Here is a 14,685-nt window from a genome sequence, read left to right as displayed (position 1 = left end):
GCACATAATTTTTATGTATCGTCCTTTTTGGCGAATCAATATTTAAGTTTGTTTATATATATTTGTGAAATACTCGATACATTCTTGGGCTAGTTCATCTAGCGGCTCCCCCGTATGCTTCGAAAGTGCTTCAGATATCTGTTTCTTGTTTCCTTTAAATGTTTCGGTTAGCTGACAAAGTGTTTTGAGCAAAGTAGTGAATTGTGTAAATTCATGTTTTGATTGAGGCATTTGATGTGATAAGACGTATGTATCGGCATCATATTTTTCAATCTTGGCTAGTAGTGCTAATATGTTTTGAATTGTATAGTGATATGGTCCATCATACATATTGGCGTACAAACAATCACCCAAAAATAGTACTTTATCTTCTGGGATATATACGATAGAAGAGTCGGAAGAATGATCTCCTCCAACATGCTCAACGATACAATGAATATCTCCTAAATCAATTTCCATTTCGTTATGAAAAGTGATTTCTGGAATTCTAATATGTATTTCTCGATTAGAACCATATTCTGCTTTTATCATATCGGCACAAAAAGCAATCTCAATACCTTGCGTCACTCGGTCATCTAATGCTTCATCACTCCAAGAGAAGGGAAGTAACTTTTTAAGTGCTGTTTTTGTTTGCGTGTGACATATAGTCGTAATATTCATTTCATGTAAGCCGAAGCTATGGTCCCAATGCCAATGTGTTAGGAAGACGGCAAGAATCGGAGGGAGGTTTTTCGTTTTAATTTGAGATAATAAGACTTGCGCGTGATTTGAAGAGTTACCTCCATCAATTATAAGTGAATATTGCTTGCCGGAAATAATTCCGAGAACAGGTCTATCGGTATCTGAATTGGGTGGTAAATAATAAATATGATTTGATAACTTTTTTAACGTATTGTTTTCCATGTTAAAACCCCTTTTCATTCATTCTTCATTAATGTGTATTTCTTATATTAATGTATTTTTCGAAAGACGTCTTCCTTTCTGAAGAATGTACTGTATGTAGCTCGGTTTTTTTTTTGAATAGATATGAATATAGCTTAAATAGGAACGTATGTGCTAAAATTAGTATGTGCTGTTCTTTGATAATCTGATATATATAACTGTCTTTCATATTTACTGAAGAAATTCTCATCTTAATTGGTAGCAAAGTCGAAAGAACGAATATAAACAAACCTTACGACTTTAGAATGAATCATAACTGCTACGTTCATACTAATTCTATCTAATTATGAAAGGGGAATTATTATGAGTGGAAATGAAAATCTGCCAGCGCAGGAAAATGAAAAGCCAGAGGAGAAGGGATCTAGCCTTTTAGATAAAATTCAACAATTAGGTCAAACGAATGTACCACAAATGTCGGATTCGAAAATTCATTGCTTAACAATAATTGGTCAAATAGAAGGGCATATGCAATTACCGCCGCAAAATAAAACCACGAAATATGAACATGTCATTCCTCAGATTGTTGCCATTGAGCAAAATCCGAAAATAGAAGGATTACTAGTGATTTTAAATACAGTAGGCGGTGATGTAGAGGCTGGGTTAGCACTTGCTGAAATGCTAGCTTCACTTTCGAAGCCAACTGTTTCAATAGTACTTGGGGGCGGGCATTCGATAGGCGTACCAATTGCCGTTAGTTGTGACTATAGCTTTATTGCGGAAACGGCAACGATGACGATTCATCCGATTCGTTTAACCGGTTTGGTCATTGGTGTTCCACAAACATTTGAATATCTCGATAAAATGCAAGATCGTGTCATTCATTTTGTCACGAAGCACTCTAATATTTCAGAAGAGGATTTTAAAGAGCTGATGTTTGCTAAAGGTAATTTAACGAGGGATATTGGGACGAATGTAGTAGGGACCGATGCAGTGGCTAGTGGGTTAATTGATGGAGTAGGAGGAGTAGGTGAAGCGATAAAAAAACTAAATAGTTTAATCGATCAAAATAAACCATCGGCTGAACTAAACACTGATGGAGGTGTGAATGCATGACCCTTTATACAATCATGCCAAATGAGTGGGTTTTACAAAACGAGAAGGAATTTACTTATCCTCAAGAGAACTTTTATTATAAAGGGATATTAGTAACTGCCGAAAGAGTTCTACCTTATCGTTATCGAATTATTGGCATCACAAGTACAAATCCAAATGATTATTTAAATGAGGAATTTCAGCCGGGAAGTTATATTGATAGTGGGTTATTTGAACAAATTCATTAGGTCTTGTATATGTTATACTATTTGCAAGAGTGAATGAAGTGGGATTATTGTTTTTAATGAAAATGAATCATTTATTTCATCAGCAGCCGTAAAGGCTGCTTTCTCTCAGTTAATAGCCTTATCCTTCAAACGTAAGGGTATTAGTAGATAAGGAAAAAACAACCCTGCATTACATAAGGCGGTGAATGCCTAGTTTTTTCAAGAAAGTTTGGTGATTAAATGGCTAAGGTCAAAAGAAGACGAAAGAAAGGCAAAAGCACAGAGCAATTAAAACGGACATTGCAATTTGAAATAGTGGGCTTAATTATGTTTGGCTTATCAACAATCGCAATTGCTGAGCTTGGAGCCTTTGGACATGCTCTTTCATTATTTTCTCGTTTCTTTATGGGTGAATGGAATATTTTATTATTAATAGGTGTCTTAATAGTGGGCTTGTTTTTAATGTGGAAACGAGCGATTCCATCATTTCTTCGCAGGCAGCTTATAGGTGTGTACTTAATAGTAGGTAGTATTCTTCTTTTAAGTCATGTAACGCTCTTTGAATTATTATCTGAAGGTGGTCCATTCGCAAAACCAAGTGTGGTTCTCAACACGTGGGAATTGTTTTGGATGGAAGCAACAGGTAAAGCAGCTGCAACTGATTTAGGTGGTGGAATGATTGGTGCAATTCTTTTTGCTGTTTTCTACTTCTTATTTGCAGAAGCGGGTGCAAAAATAGCAGCAATCATATGCATTATTATTGGTATTATTCTTTTAACAGGGAAGACATTCGGTGATGTATTAAATAAATTTATAGAAGGCATGCGCAGTTTTATTGCGAATCAATGGAAAGGCTTTGTTGTTGATGTAAAAGATGTAAAGAAAAAACATAATAGTAGAAGAGCTGAAAAGAAAGCAAAAGCTGAAGAATCAACTAATGAAGCCCCACCGATTATTGAACATCAAGAAACTTATGAAGAACCAGTCATTCGTAGTTTTTCTCAAAAAGCGTATGATTTTGAAGCAGATTCACATAATGAAGAGAAATTAAGTGTAGTAGAATCGGATACATCAAAAGCAGAAGAAGTATCGTCGGGAGAAGGACCTGACAATATGAACTTCAGTGAAATGGAGAATGCAGAGTACCAGTTACCATCGCTCTCCTTGTTACATGCTGCTCGTAAATCGGATCAAACAAGTGAACATAAGCGAATTCATGAGAATGCAGCTAAATTAGAGCGAACATTTGCAAGCTTTGGTGTAAACGCAAAGGTTTCTCAAGTGCATTTAGGGCCTGCTGTAACGAAATATGAAATCCATCCAGCAGTGGGGGTAAAAGTAAGTAAAATTGTTAGTTTATCAGATGATATTGCATTGGCACTTGCAGCAAAAGGAATTCGAATAGAAGCTCCGATTCCTGGAAAGTCTGCTATTGGTATCGAGGTTCCAAATTCTGAGGTGGCAATGGTGTCGTTACGTGAAGTATTAGAATCAAAGCAATCAATGGAAAATGATTCACGACTACTAATTGGACTAGGTCGAGATGTAGCTGGGGAAGCTGTAATGGCTGAGCTAAACAAAATGCCCCATTTATTAGTAGCGGGTGCGACAGGTTCAGGTAAATCAGTTTGTATTAATGGTATCATTACGAGCATTCTTACGAAGGCAAAACCTCATGAAGTGAAACTTATGATGATTGATCCTAAGATGGTTGAATTAAATATGTACAATGGCATTCCTCATTTATTGGCTCCTGTTGTAACTGATGCGAAAAAAGCATCACAGGCATTAAAGAAAGTAGTTAATGAAATGGAGCGAAGATATGAGTTGTTTGCTCATACAGGTACGAGAAATATAGAAGGCTATAATGATCATGTGAAGCTTCACAATATGGAAAATGAAGAGAAACAGCCGTTATTACCTTATATTGTTGTTATTGTTGATGAGCTTGCTGATTTAATGATGGTTGCCTCATCTGATGTAGAAGATGCCATTACAAGATTAGCTCAAATGGCTCGTGCAGCAGGTATTCATCTAATCATCGCTACTCAAAGACCATCTGTGGATGTAATCACGGGTGTAATTAAAGCTAATATTCCATCCCGGATTGCGTTCAGTGTTTCCTCTATGACGGATTCTCGAACAATTTTAGATATGGGTGGAGCAGAGAAACTTCTTGGAAGAGGAGATATGTTATTTTTACCTGTAGGTGCGTCTAAGCCAATTCGAGTACAAGGTGCATTTCTATCAGATCAAGAAGTTGAAGATATGGTAACGTATGTGATTTCTCAGCAGAAAGCACAATACCAGGAAGATATGATACCGGATGAACATCAAGAAGTAGCTGGTGAAGTAGAAGATAAGATTTATGATTCTGCTGTCGAATTAGTAGTAGAAATGGGAACAGCTTCTGTATCCATGTTACAAAGAAGATTTCGTATCGGATATTCTCGTGCAGCAAGATTAATTGATGAAATGGAAATGAGAGGAATTGTCGGTCCATACGAAGGTAGTAAACCTAGAACAGTATTAGTAAGTAAAGAAGAATTTGGGCAAGATGTGAAACATTCGTAAAAGTGTTGTTTTTCTAAAAAAACAATTATTATCATGTGTAATTGGGATTTTTTATCAAGTTATTGATATTGTTGATAAAAATTAATATTTTATTCATTATTACGCCAAATATTATTATTTCACTATTTATTTATTGGCTAAAAGATGATAATCTAGATAACGATTAGTAGAAAGAACGTAAACGTCTAAGGTCTGATGTCTTAGGTGTATGTGTTTTTTGGGGGGGAGTGCTTTATGTCAATAAAGCAGGATCATCGTCATTTATATCTTCAAGTTATTGAAAAGATTAAACAAGATATTAAAGATGGTGTGTACATAGAAAAAGAAAAACTGCCGTCAGAGTTTGTGTTGTCTAAGCAACTTGGTGTAAGCCGAGCGACACTTAGGGAAGCTTTGCGTATTCTTGAAGAAGAAAATGTCATTATTCGCAGACACGGGGTAGGTACATTTATTAATGCAAAGCCATTATTTAGTTCAGGTATTGAACAACTATATAGTGTAACAAGCATGATTGAGCAGGCCGGTATGAAACCTGGAACGATTTTTTTAAGTTCCACCACTCAATTAGTATCGGAAGATGAGATGCATTTATTCAATTGCAAAGAAAAGGAAACGCTTAACGTGATTGAGCGCTTAAGAACTGCTAATGATGAGCCAGTTGTGTATTGCTTAGATAAAATGTTGGAAAAGGATTTACCGGATAACTTTGGTTATCATGGAGAATCTATATTTAATGTTTTAGAAAGAAACGCCAACATGAAAGTTGCTTATGCAGTTTCTTATATAGAGCCGCTTGGATATCATGAAAAGATTTCCCCACTACTTCAATGTGATCCAGAAACAGCACTCTTAGTCTTAAAACAAATGCACTATGATGAAAATGACCGACCAATTTTGTATTCGCTTAACTATTTTAAGTCGAACAAATTTAGTTTTCATGTTTTACGTAAACGTATGTAACAATACGCAAATGTAGTGGGAACAAACACCTTTTTGCTAATCAACAACACACATTTGGGAGGTTTTACCTTGAAAAAGCGTAAAATGGGCTTAGCTTTATCATTGGTACTTGCTGCAGGAACAATTCTTGGCGCATGTGGAACAAGCGATGATAAAAAAGAAGAAGGCAAAGGTTCTGATGATAAAAAGAACTTTTCAGTTGCAATGGTAACTGACGTTGGTGGAGTTGACGATAAGTCATTCAACCAATCTGCATGGGAAGGTATCCAAGCTTTCGGTAAAGAAAACGGATTGAAAAAAGGTAAAGGTGGATATGATTACCTTCAATCAAAAAGTGATGCAGATTATGCAACTAACTTAAACACTTTAGTTCGAAACGAATTCGACTTAATCTATGGTATTGGATTTAAATTAGTTGAAGATATTAAAGAAATTGCTAGTCAACGTCCGGATAATAAATTTGCGATTGTTGATGAGGTTGTAGATGCTAAGAACGTAGCGAGCATTACATTTAAAGAAGAACAAGGTTCATTCTTAGTAGGTGTAGCTGCAGCTCTTTCTTCAAAATCTGATAAAGTTGGTTTCATCGGTGGAATGGATTCACCTCTAATCAATAAGTTCGAAGCTGGTTTCACTGCTGGTGTTAAATCTGTAAAGCCAAATGCTGATGTTAAAGTTCAGTATGCTGGTGGATTTGATAAAGCTGATATCGGTAAAGAAATGGCTAACTCAATGTACAAACAAGGTGTAGATATTATCTTCCATGCTTCAGGTGGTACAGGTAACGGTGTATTCACTGCTGCTACTGAGTTAAAGAAAAAAGATAACAATGCAAATGTTTGGGTAATCGGTGTTGATTCTGACCAATTCGAAGAAGGAAATGTTCCAGGAACTGATTTAAACATTACATTAACTTCTATGATCAAACGTGTAGACCTTGCAGTTAAAGACCTTGCTACTAAAACAATGAATGGTGAATTCCCTGGCGGAAAAACAATTCAATATGGTTTAGATGAGGATGCTGTTGGTGTTGCAACTACTGGTGATCACTTATCAGCAGATACTTTAAAAGCTGTTCAAGAGTGGACTGAAAAAATCAAAGCTGGCGAAGTGAAAATCCCAACAACTCGTGAAGAATTAAAAGCAATGAAGTTCTAATAGCTTAAATAAAATGAAGGAATACCGAATTTAATGGTATTCCTTCATTTATGAATTTGTTCTGTTTGAATGAATAATCTGACATGTTGTGTTACGAGATACATAGATTGGTAGTTTTTAAAAAAGTAAATGAAAGGATGTAACATAATAGTTACAAGTTTTCCTTTGTTTTTTTAATAAAATGAGCAAGATGTTCATCAACACTTAACATCAAGAGTATATAAGGGAGTGAAAAATAAGTGGAATATGTAATAGAGATGCTCAATATAAGGAAAGAATTTCCTGGTATTGTAGCGAATGACAATATTACGTTACAGCTAAAAAAAGGGGAGATTCACGCTCTACTTGGGGAAAATGGAGCTGGAAAATCAACTTTAATGAATGTTTTATTCGGGCTTTATCAACCTGAAAAAGGTGAAATCCGAGTAAATGGTAAGAAAGTCAATATTACAAATCCTAATATTGCAAATGATTTAGGAATTGGGATGGTACATCAGCACTTTATGCTAGTTGATACACTTACTGTAACGGAAAACATTATTTTAGGAAAAGAGCCAACGAAGCTAGGTCACGTAAACTTAAAGGATGCTAGTAAGGAAATCAAAAAGATATCTGAACAATATGGCTTAAGTGTAGATCCAAATGCGAAAATTGCTGACATTTCAGTTGGTATGCAACAGCGTGTTGAAATATTAAAAACGCTATATCGTGGTGCTGATATTTTAATATTTGACGAGCCTACAGCTGTTCTTACACCACAAGAAATCCTTGAGCTTATTGCCATTATGAAGAGGCTAATTGCAGAAGGGAAATCAATTATTTTGATTACCCATAAGCTGAAGGAAATTATGGAAGTTTGTGATCGTGTTACGGTTATTCGTAAAGGACAGGGTATCGGGACTGTTGATGTTGCTGAAACAAATGAAAACGAGTTAGCTAGTTTAATGGTAGGTCGTGAAGTTGTCTTTAAAACAGAAAAGATAGAGTCTAAGCCGAAACAACCAGTTCTTACAATTGAAAACTTAACAGTTAAGGATGCTAGACATGTAAAGGCTGTTAATGGATTAAATTTAACGGTGCGTGCTGGTGAAATTATCGGTATCGCAGGTGTTGATGGTAACGGACAATCGGAGTTAATTGAAGCTATTACTGGTTTACGAAAAAGTGAATCAGGAACGATTAAATTGAATGACAAAGATATTACGAAATTCCCTCCACGTAAAGTAACAGAAAGTGGCGTGGGACATATTCCACAAGACCGTCACAAACACGGGTTAGTACTAGATTTCCCAATGAGTGAAAATATTGTTCTTCAAACATATTACAAAAAGCCTTATTCTAAATTTGGCATTTTAGATTTTAAAGCAATCACAAAAAAAGCAAAAGAAATTATTGCTGAATACGATGTTCGTACACCAAGCGAAAGCACATTGGCTAGAGCATTATCAGGTGGTAACCAACAAAAGGCGATTATTGGGCGAGAAATCGACCGCAATCCAGACCTTTTAATTGCTGCCCAACCAACACGTGGTCTAGATGTCGGGGCAATTGAATTTATTCATAAAAGATTAATAGAACAAAGAGACCAAGGTAAAGCGGTATTACTAGTTTCGTTTGAATTAGATGAAATTATGAATGTAAGTGACCGTATTGCAGTAATGTATGAAGGTCAAATTGTAGCAGTTGTAGATCCTAAAGAAACTACTGAACAAGGACTAGGTCTATTAATGGCTGGAAGTAAGAAGAAAGAAACGGGGGAAGTAAACCATGTCTAAACGTACGGTTAATTTGTTAGTACCTGTAATCGCCGTATTGCTAGGTTTACTGGCAGGAGCATTTATTATGCTTGCATCAGGTTATAACCCTATACTTGGGTATTCTGCTTTATTAGAAGGTGTAATCGGTAACGCCTATAATATCGGTGAAACAATTCGACAAGCTGCACCATTAATTCTTGCAGGTTTAGCAGTTGCGTTTGCCTTTAAAACAGGGTTATTTAATATCGGGGTAGAAGGTCAATTACTTATGGGTTGGTTAGCTGCTGTTTGGGTTGGAACAGAGTTTGATTTGCCTAAGATGATTCATTTACCATTGGCTGTCATTGCGGCAATAGCTGCTGGTGCTTTATGGGCGTTTATTCCTGGTATTTTAAAAGCAAAATTACGTGTACATGAAGTAATTGTTTCTATCATGTTGAACTATACAGCTCTTTTTGTAACAAACTACATGATTTTTAATGTACTTACAGATAATGCTGATACTACAGAGAAAATCGCTGAAACAGCTTCATTACGTTCAACGTTCTTATCAGGGTTAACTGATCACTCACGTTTACACTGGGGAATTGTCATTGCTCTAATTGCTTCCATCTTCATGTGGTTTATTTTAGAGAAAACGAAAACCGGTTATGAGTTAAAAGCTGTTGGTTTTAATCAAGAAGCATCTCGTTATGCAGGAATGAATGTTAGTAAAAATGTTGTGTTATCGATGGTTATTTCTGGTGCACTAGCGGGACTTGCTGGAGCAATGGAAGGGCTTGGAACATATGAATATGCGTCTCTTAAGTCTGGATTCTCTGGTATCGGTTTTGATGGTATTGCTGTTGCCTTACTTGGTGGTAACGCAGCTTTAGGTGTTGTATTAGCAGGTACATTATTTGGTGCATTGAAAATGGGTGCCTTAAATATGCCGTTCGTTGCAGGTGTACCAAATGAACTTGTTGATATTGTTATCGCATTAATTATTTTCTTCGTAGCATCAAGCTATATTATTCGTGTATTTTTAGAGCGTAAAAAACGTAAGGGGGCGAAATAAATGAGCTTTCTAGAAATTTTACACATCATCGTACCTTCGATGCTAGCATTATCAGCTCCTCTTATTTTTACAGCACTTGGTGGTGTTTTTTCTGAGCGTTCTGGTGTAATCAATATTGGTTTAGAAGGTTTAATGGTATTCGGTGCCTTTACATCGATCGTATTTACTTTAACATTTGGTTCAACTTTCGGTAGTTTAACTCCTTGGTTAGCAATTGTGGCTGCAATGGTAGTTGGTATGTTGTTCTCATTACTACATGCTGTTGCTTCCATTTCATTCCGCGCTGACCAAACTGTATCAGGGGTTGCACTAAACTTTTTAGCAGTTGGACTATGTTTATTCTTAGTAAAATTATTCTATGATAAAGGTCAAACAGATCGTATCGATGTTCGTTTTGATAAAATGGACATTCCGTTTTTAAGTGACATTCCAGTAATTGGTGATATTTTCTTTAAAGATGTATATATCGTTTCGTATATTGCTATTCTTGTAGCGGTAGTTGTTTGGTATGTTATTTACAAAACACCATTTGGTTTACGTCTTCGTGCAGTTGGGGAGCACCCAATGGCTGCTGATACAATGGGCGTTAATGTTACACGTATTCGTTACCTAGGTGTTGTTCTTTCTGGTGCATTTGCTGGTATTGGTGGAGCAATTCACGCTATTACTGTAACAAATGATTTCTCTCATGCGACAATTAATGGACAAGGTTTTATGGCGATTGCCGCTATGATCTTTGGTAAGTGGCATCCACTAGGTGCTATGGGCGCAGCACTATTCTTTGGTTTAGCTCAAAGTTTACGTGTAGTAGGTGGCTCATTACCATTCTTTAGTGAAATTCCAAGTGTATATTTGGATATCTTACCGTATGTGTTAACAATTATCGCACTTGCAGGGTTTATCGGACGTGCAGATGCTCCTAAAGCATCGGGTGTTCCTTATATAAAAGGAAATAGATAATCATAATCAACTTATTCCACACGTATTATATTACGTGTGGAATTTTTTAATTATGAATTTTTTTGTGCGATTCCCTTCGAGAGAACGTTTTGCTAACTACAACGTTCTTCTTTCATCCATTTCATACTTGCATCATTTCTCGTGAAAAAGGTATCTTAGAAGTATACGTTTATTTTTTTCATGTTAAAGGTAGAATAAATACTGTTTGACGTGTATTTTACATAACTTTGAGGGGGTTTTTGCATGTCCCAAGATCAACAAATTATTACGGATAAACAAGGGTACCGACTAAATATTGTGCGCACACAAAAATATAAAACCAATACGATTGTTTGGAAAATGAAAGCGCCATTATCCATTGATACGGTTACTTTACGAGCGTTATTACCTCAAGTATTACAAAGTAGTACAGCAAAGTATCCAAGTACTACATCTTTAAGAACGTACTTAGAGGATTTATATGGAGCGGCGCTATATGTTAATGTAGGGAAAAAAGGTGAGTATCATATTATTACCGTTACACTTGAGATTGCGAATGAAAAGTTCCTATCTGATTCAGAACCATTACTTGCTAAAGGAATTGAGTTGTTAACGGATGTTTTGTTTAAGCCAAACCTTGAAAACGGTATCTTTGTTCAGAAAAGCGTCAATCAAGAGAAACGTACTTTAAAGCAAAGAATTCAGTCGTTGAATGATGATAAAATGCGCTATTCTTCGATTCGATTAGTTGAAGAGATGTGTAAAGATGAACCGTATGGTTTGGAAGTTAATGGTGTTTTGTCCGAAGTAGATGGTATTACTTCTCAATCTCTCTATGATTATTATGTGCATGCTTTAGAAACAGATGAGTTAGATTTATATGTCGTTGGTGATATTAATGAAGCTGAAGTAGAGTCTTTGTGTGATCAGTTTATTAACTTAACACAACGCAAACCACAGCAACAACCCTTTGTAAGACCTAGTGATGATATTGAAGTGAATGAAGTTGTAGAGAAACAGGATGTTGCGCAAGGAAAGTTAAATATGGGATATCGTACTGGGATTATTTATGGTGACCCAAAGTATTTTGCATTGCAAGTATTTAACGGCATTTTCGGAGGGTTTTCTCATTCAAAGCTATTTCTTGAAGTGCGTGAAAAGAATAGCTTAGCTTATTATGCGGCTTCACGTATTGAAAGTCATAAAGGGTTACTGATGGTTGTATCGGGTATTCAATCAGAAAATTATCAAAAAACACTTTCTATCATCAATGAGCAAATGGAAGCAATGAAAAAAGGTGATTTCTCTGATGAGATTATTGATCAAACAAAGGCTGTTATTGAAAATCAATTACTCGAAACGATTGATAATGCGAATGGATTAGTGGAAGTGCTCTATCATAATGTAGTTGCTCCTAAGAAAGTAACTATAGATGAATGGCTAGAACAAGTGAAGAAAGTTACAAGAAACGAAATTATTGAAGTTGGTAAACAAGTTCAATTAGATACGATTTATTTTTTAACAGGAATGGAGGTGGCTAAATAATGAAGGAAATCAAATATAATCAAATTGATGAAGTATTATACTATGAAAAACAAGAAAATGGGCTAGATGTATACATTCTGCCGAAGAAGGATTTTAATAAAACATTTTCTACATTTACAACTAAATATGGATCCGTTGATAATTGGTTTCAGCCGCTTGGAAAAGAAGAGTTTAAAAAAGTACCGGATGGTATCGCTCATTTTTTAGAGCATAAGCTTTTTGAGAAGGAAGATGGTGATGTTTTTCAGTTGTTTTCGAAACAAGGTGCATCTGCAAATGCATTCACATCATTTACGCGGACAGCTTATTTGTTTTCGTCTACCTCTAATTTTGATAAAAATTTAACTACGCTGATAAATTTCGTTCAAGAGCCTTATTTTACAGAGAAGTCGGTCGAAAAGGAAAAAGGGATTATTGGCCAAGAAATTACAATGTATGATGATAATCCAGATTGGCGCTTATATTTTGGTACTATCGAAAATATGTATAGTACGAATCCGGTTAGAATCGATATTGCAGGTACCATTGAAACCATTGATAAGATTACAAAAGACTTGCTTTATGAATGCTACGAAACATTTTATCATCCTAGCAATATGCTACTGTTTATCGTTGGAGCCGTTGATCCAGTCAAGACGATGGATTTAATTCGTGCTAACCAACAGAGCAAATCATTCGAAGCTGCTCCAGAGATTAAAAGAAAACATGACCAAGAGCCAGTTGAAGTGGATAAGCAGAAAACAGTGCTTCCAATGAATGTACAAACACCAAAATGTCTTGTAGGGATTAAAGCTGCGAAAATTAATCAAGAAGGTAGAGATTTGTTGAAAAACGAATTAACGATTAATTTATTATTAGATTTGCTTTTCGGAAAAAGTTCTGCCAAGTATGATGAATTATATTCAGAAGGGTTAATTGATGCCTCTTTCTCTTATGATTATACACAAGAGAAAGATTTTGGTTTTGCAATGGTTGGTGGAGATACTGAGAATCCAGATAAGCTGGCAGAAACAATTACATCTTATTTGAATGAAATGAAATCGGGAGAAGCGATTACGGAAGAAGTATTAAGTCGTACGAAAAAGAAGAAAATCGGTGCATTCTTACGTTCGCTTAATTCTCCTGAATATATTGCGAATTCCTTTACACGTTATGCTTTTCATGAAACAAGTCTTTTTGATATTGTACCTGTTCTTGAAGAGATTTCTATTGAGGATGTTCGTCAAGCGGCCAGTGAGCTAATTGATGAGAAGAGATTTACCGTGTGTCAAGTTGTACCAAAAAAATAAAAAGCAAAGAAGAGGGTTGCTAGTCAATCCTCTTTTCTCTGTGAAGCTTAGAATTACTTAAAAAGGGGTTTACCAAGTGAAAAATAAATTTGTGTTAATTACAGGAGCGAGTGGCTCTATAGGAAAAGCGACGGCAATGGAATTAGCTCGTCAAGGTTATTCGTTATATCTTCATTACAATACGAATAAGACAGCGATTGACGAGCTTATGATGCAATTACAGGTATTTGATGTTGAGTTAGTACCAATTCAAGCTGACTTAAGTACAAATGAAGGTGTAGATGTATTATGCTCAAATATTTTTTCTATTCATAGCCTTGTTTTAAATAGTGGTAAGGCCCATTATGGTCTTGTTTCAGATGTGGATGTAGAGACGATGAATGAGATGATGGCTATTCATATGACTAGCCCATTTTTTATTGTGCAGAAGCTCTTGTCAAAGCTGATGAAAGAGGAAGGTTCATCTATTGTAGCCGTTACCTCCATATGGGGTGATACAGGTGCTTCATGTGAAGTGTTATATAGCATGCTTAAAGGTGGTCAGAATGCATTTGTTAAGGCTTTAAGTAAAGAGTTAGCCCCAATGGGTGTCCGTGTTAATGCTGTTTCGCCCGGAGCTGTAGAAACACCAATGTTAAAGACTTTTTCAGAGGAAGAGAAACAAGAATTAGCGGATGAAATACCACTAGGAAGGCTTGCTCAACCAGAAGAAATTGCCCATTGCATCACTTATTTACTTTCAGGTAAATCTTCTTATATAACGGGTCACGTGTTAAAAGTAAATGGTGGTTGGTATATGTGATTTTAAGAAGGAAATTGTGTTAGAAGTTTAGTTTATTTATGAATATTGATTGAGATCTTTACGCACATTATAAGTAAGAAAGGGTGATAAAGATGTCAATTTTAGATAACTGGGATCAATGGAAGAACTTCTTAGGTGATCGATTAAGTACTGCTCAGTCTGAGGGTTTATCAAGTGGAGTTATTTCTGAATTAGCGTTTGAAATTGGTGATTATTTAGCGAATAACATTACACCAAAAAATGACCAAGAGAAGATATTAGCAGAAATATGGTCTGTTGCTTCTGAAGAAGAAAAACATGCGATTGCTAATGTGATGGTCAAAATGGTGAATAATAATTCATCTAAGTAAGAGAGGGTAATCCTCTCTTTTTTAAATTCTAAAAAAATCTTTTCTTCCAATGT

Annotated in this window: 13 protein-coding genes; 12 read left to right on the top strand and 1 reads right to left on the bottom strand. The window is 35.8% G+C overall.

Going from position 1 to position 14,685, the window contains the following annotated elements; all coding sequences use genetic code 11:
* Positions 1–42: 42 nt before the first annotated feature.
* Positions 43–903 carry an MBL fold metallo-hydrolase gene (locus TX86_RS11195; RefSeq protein ID WP_042348843.1) on the bottom strand — a complete coding sequence of 287 codons (861 nt, stop codon included), beginning with the start codon at positions 901–903 and terminating at the stop codon, positions 43–45.
* A gap of 342 nt (positions 904–1,245) precedes the next feature.
* On the opposite strand from TX86_RS11195, the gene TX86_RS11190 reads away from it, so the two are divergent.
* From TX86_RS11190 to TX86_RS11135, 12 genes are all read left to right on the top strand, one after another.
* A complete protein-coding gene (locus tag TX86_RS11190; RefSeq protein WP_042348842.1) occupies positions 1,246–1,995 on the top strand; it encodes a ClpP family protease in 750 nt (249 codons plus the stop codon).
* Complete coding sequence (locus TX86_RS11185; protein WP_042348841.1) at positions 1,992–2,222, top strand: YlzJ-like family protein; 231 nt, start codon at positions 1,992–1,994, stop codon at positions 2,220–2,222. Before TX86_RS11190 ends, TX86_RS11185 begins: the two co-directional genes overlap by 4 nt.
* Positions 2,223–2,441: 219 nt before the next feature.
* Complete coding sequence (locus TX86_RS11180; protein ID WP_042348840.1) at positions 2,442–4,775, top strand: DNA translocase FtsK; 2,334 nt, start codon at positions 2,442–2,444, stop codon at positions 4,773–4,775.
* Positions 4,776–5,009: 234 nt separating this feature from the next.
* Positions 5,010–5,735, top strand: a complete 726-nt coding sequence (locus TX86_RS11175; protein ID WP_042348839.1) for a GntR family transcriptional regulator — start codon at positions 5,010–5,012, stop codon at positions 5,733–5,735.
* Positions 5,736–5,804: 69 nt separating this feature from the next.
* Positions 5,805–6,893 carry a BMP family lipoprotein gene (locus tag TX86_RS11170; protein WP_042348837.1) on the top strand — a complete coding sequence of 363 codons (1,089 nt, stop codon included), beginning with the start codon at positions 5,805–5,807 and terminating at the stop codon, positions 6,891–6,893.
* A 239-nt stretch (positions 6,894–7,132) separates the two neighbouring features.
* Complete coding sequence (locus TX86_RS11165) at positions 7,133–8,668, top strand: ABC transporter ATP-binding protein (protein WP_042348836.1); 1,536 nt, start codon at positions 7,133–7,135, stop codon at positions 8,666–8,668.
* On the top strand, positions 8,661–9,707 hold the full coding sequence (locus TX86_RS11160) for an ABC transporter permease (RefSeq protein ID WP_042348834.1): 1,047 nt from the start codon (positions 8,661–8,663) through the stop codon (positions 9,705–9,707). The genes TX86_RS11165 and TX86_RS11160 overlap by 8 nt, the downstream gene beginning before the upstream one ends.
* The gene (locus tag TX86_RS11155; RefSeq protein ID WP_042348833.1) at positions 9,708–10,667 is read left to right on the top strand and encodes an ABC transporter permease; all 960 of its coding nucleotides are present in this window, start codon (positions 9,708–9,710) and stop codon (positions 10,665–10,667) included.
* Positions 10,668–10,910: 243 nt separating this feature from the next.
* Positions 10,911–12,191 (top strand): EF-P 5-aminopentanol modification-associated protein YfmF, encoded by a 1,281-nt coding sequence (gene yfmF, locus TX86_RS11150; protein ID WP_042348832.1) that lies wholly within the window; start codon positions 10,911–10,913, stop codon positions 12,189–12,191.
* Positions 12,191–13,480, top strand: a complete 1,290-nt coding sequence (gene yfmH, locus TX86_RS11145) for an EF-P 5-aminopentanol modification-associated protein YfmH (protein WP_042348830.1) — start codon at positions 12,191–12,193, stop codon at positions 13,478–13,480. The genes yfmF and yfmH overlap by 1 nt, the downstream gene beginning before the upstream one ends.
* A 76-nt stretch (positions 13,481–13,556) precedes the next feature.
* Entirely contained in the window at positions 13,557–14,282 is a 726-nt protein-coding gene (gene ymfI / locus TX86_RS11140) for an elongation factor P 5-aminopentanone reductase (protein WP_081707640.1), read from the top strand.
* Between the two features lie 92 nt (positions 14,283–14,374).
* Entirely contained in the window at positions 14,375–14,632 is a 258-nt protein-coding gene (locus TX86_RS11135; RefSeq protein WP_042348828.1) for a DUF3243 domain-containing protein, read from the top strand.
* Positions 14,633–14,685: the final 53 nt, after the last annotated feature.

Origin of the sequence: Bacillus massiliigorillae (assembly GCF_000380245.2) — a bacterium.
GTDB classification, from domain to species: Bacteria; Bacillota; Bacilli; order Bacillales; family DSM-1321; genus Bacillus_AD; species Bacillus_AD massiliigorillae.
This window is presented reverse-complemented; position numbering and strand designations above follow the sequence as displayed.

Coding starts and splice junctions, on each gene's coding strand:
- TX86_RS11195 (WP_042348843.1), bottom strand. CDS start 903: ATGGAAAACAATACGTTAAAAAAGTTATCAAATCATATTTATTATTTA.
- TX86_RS11190 (WP_042348842.1), top strand. CDS start 1,246: ATGAGTGGAAATGAAAATCTGCCAGCGCAGGAAAATGAAAAGCCAGAG.
- TX86_RS11185 (WP_042348841.1), top strand. CDS start 1,992: ATGACCCTTTATACAATCATGCCAAATGAGTGGGTTTTACAAAACGAG.
- TX86_RS11180 (WP_042348840.1), top strand. CDS start 2,442: ATGGCTAAGGTCAAAAGAAGACGAAAGAAAGGCAAAAGCACAGAGCAA.
- TX86_RS11175 (WP_042348839.1), top strand. CDS start 5,010: ATGTCAATAAAGCAGGATCATCGTCATTTATATCTTCAAGTTATTGAA.
- TX86_RS11160 (WP_042348834.1), top strand. CDS start 8,661: ATGTCTAAACGTACGGTTAATTTGTTAGTACCTGTAATCGCCGTATTG.
- TX86_RS11155 (WP_042348833.1), top strand. CDS start 9,708: ATGAGCTTTCTAGAAATTTTACACATCATCGTACCTTCGATGCTAGCA.
- yfmF (WP_042348832.1), top strand. CDS start 10,911: ATGTCCCAAGATCAACAAATTATTACGGATAAACAAGGGTACCGACTA.
- yfmH (WP_042348830.1), top strand. CDS start 12,191: ATGAAGGAAATCAAATATAATCAAATTGATGAAGTATTATACTATGAA.
- TX86_RS11135 (WP_042348828.1), top strand. CDS start 14,375: ATGTCAATTTTAGATAACTGGGATCAATGGAAGAACTTCTTAGGTGAT.